At 39.6% G+C, this 1,992-nt stretch carries 3 protein-coding genes; 1 reads left to right on the plus strand and 2 read right to left on the minus strand.

Going from position 1 to position 1,992, the window contains the following annotated elements; genetic code table 11:
- The coding region (locus RMO27_RS07525; protein ID WP_309731016.1) for a toxin-antitoxin system HicB family antitoxin at positions 1-239 on the minus strand (239 nt) is incomplete at its 3' end.
- Positions 236-664, minus strand: a complete 429-nt coding sequence (locus RMO27_RS07530) for a putative toxin-antitoxin system toxin component, PIN family (RefSeq protein ID WP_309731017.1) — start codon at positions 662-664, stop codon at positions 236-238. The genes RMO27_RS07530 and RMO27_RS07525, both read right to left, overlap by 4 nt.
- A gap of 388 nt (positions 665-1,052) precedes the next feature.
- On the opposite strand from RMO27_RS07530, the gene RMO27_RS07535 reads away from it, so the two are divergent.
- Positions 1,053-1,992: ISL3 family transposase (locus tag RMO27_RS07535; RefSeq protein ID WP_309731018.1), on the plus strand; the 940-nt coding region annotated here is incomplete at its 3' end.

The raw sequence follows: 1,992 nt of genomic DNA on the forward strand, positions 1-1,992 counted from the left end.
GGCTCGACATCGGGAACCTTTGCCAAGATTGCTTCATATTTTGCCCGTTGGCGAAGCCTCTTTGAAGGAGAATCGCCTCTTGCAGCCCGATCCTTGAGATAATTCTCTGTCATCAAAGCTGAGATCTTTTCCGCGATCGCAGTAGATATAAACTGATCGATAGAAATCCCATCACGATCGGCAAGATCGGATAGACTTTTCTGGAGTGAGTCAGGAATTTGAACTTGAACAATACTCATGGCAGTTGTCCTATCAGGCGTAAAAACTCCGAAGGCTTAAGTAGCTTTAAACCAAACTGCTCAACGCCTGCAAAGTCACGGGTGTTATATGTAATTATACTCTCACATCCTGCTTTGACTGCAAGCTCCAGAACCATTTCATCTTTTGGGTCGCGCAAGAATGGTCGCCACAGATAGAAAATTTCATGAGGCACTCCCACTGCACAGTAGAAATCGATTAGGTCATCGACTTCATCACGATTTAGGTAGAGATTTGGTAGCTCCCGTAGCAAAACCTCCGTATACTCCAGTACGAAAGGTACTGACAAGTGCATGTCAAATTGTTCTGTATCAATGAGTGATAACAACTGAAATGCACTACCACGCCTAGATCGCAACCCAGCAATAATGACATTGGTATCAATAACGACTTGAGGTAATGGCATTTGGAACTGGAAGGTATTATTTGTACCTCTCAACTCTATCGCCAATTAAGCAGGTTCTTTTCTAATTAGCTCAAGACGGGCCAAGGAGATGTATGCATCATCGTTATAACGCATTGTTATTCGACCTTGAAAACTGCTGAAAAAGACGTTAAAGATCTCCGCAGATGTGTAGTGATCGAGCAGATCGAACGTGATTATCCCTTGTTTGTCACTCTAGAAGATCTGGTTCTACCGAACCTACTATGCTAATTTCTTTGTAATACTCCCGTTCTAGCGATCGATAAATCGGTATTATAAATCTTGTAACAATTGACTGGCAGGGATCGTGGAGGTTAATTATTATAGTAGATGGCCGAAAAAATATTGATCGATATCCTGAGTTTTGACGATGGCATCTAAATCACAACTAAAAACCATTAATGAAATCCTCAAAATCGAGGGGATGACCGTCACTGCTTATCAATTAATTACAGACATTGGCTGCATCATTTATCTAAAAAATCAGCAGTCTTCGATGGCATGTTCTAATTGTGGTCATTTAAGTAATAAACTTCATCAGAATCACTGGTTAACAGTTAGAGATCTGCCAATGGGTGAAAATCCTGTCTATCTAAAAATCAATCGCCGCCAGTTCAAATGTTTGAATTGCGATCGAAAGTTTAGCGAAGAGTTTAGCTTCATCAAGAAACGGAGTAGTTTTACAAATAGAGTTAAGCGGAAGATAGTCGAAGAAATTCTATCGAGCGATATTAAAAATGTTGCCACCAGAAATGGATTGAGTGAGCAAGAAGTAGAAACAATATTGAAAGAAATCGGTGCAGAGCTTACCAAAAAAAAGCCGGAGAATCTAAAAAGACTGGGGATTGACGAGATCGCATTAGTTAAAGGGCCGAAAAATTATTGTGCAGTCTTAGTAGATTTAGATAAAAAGCAACTAATAACTATTTTACCAAAACGAACCTGCGAAGAGATAACAAAATGCCTAAAAGACTGGGGGACAGAGGTTTTAAGTCAAATCGAGGAAGTAAGTATCGATATGTACAAACCTTACAAAAGTCTAGCAATGGAAATTTTACCTTCAGCAGAAATAGCGGATGCAACCACGCGGAGGTTTCCTCCGCATGTGTTGCACCAAGCAGTTGCAGATGGATTTCATGTTATGGGTCAAATAAATGATGAACTAGACCGAGAAAGAAGAAAAATCAGAAGAGAATCTGAGAAGATTGAAGATAAAATTGAGAAAGAAAAAACCGAATCAGCAATGACTCACAGCAAATATGCATTATTACGAAATGCTAAAGAGTTAAATGAACTTCAGAAAGATAAAC

It is taken from the genome of Chamaesiphon sp. OTE_75_metabat_556 (assembly GCF_031378165.1).
GTDB lineage: Bacteria > Cyanobacteriota > Cyanobacteriia > Cyanobacteriales > Chamaesiphonaceae > Chamaesiphon.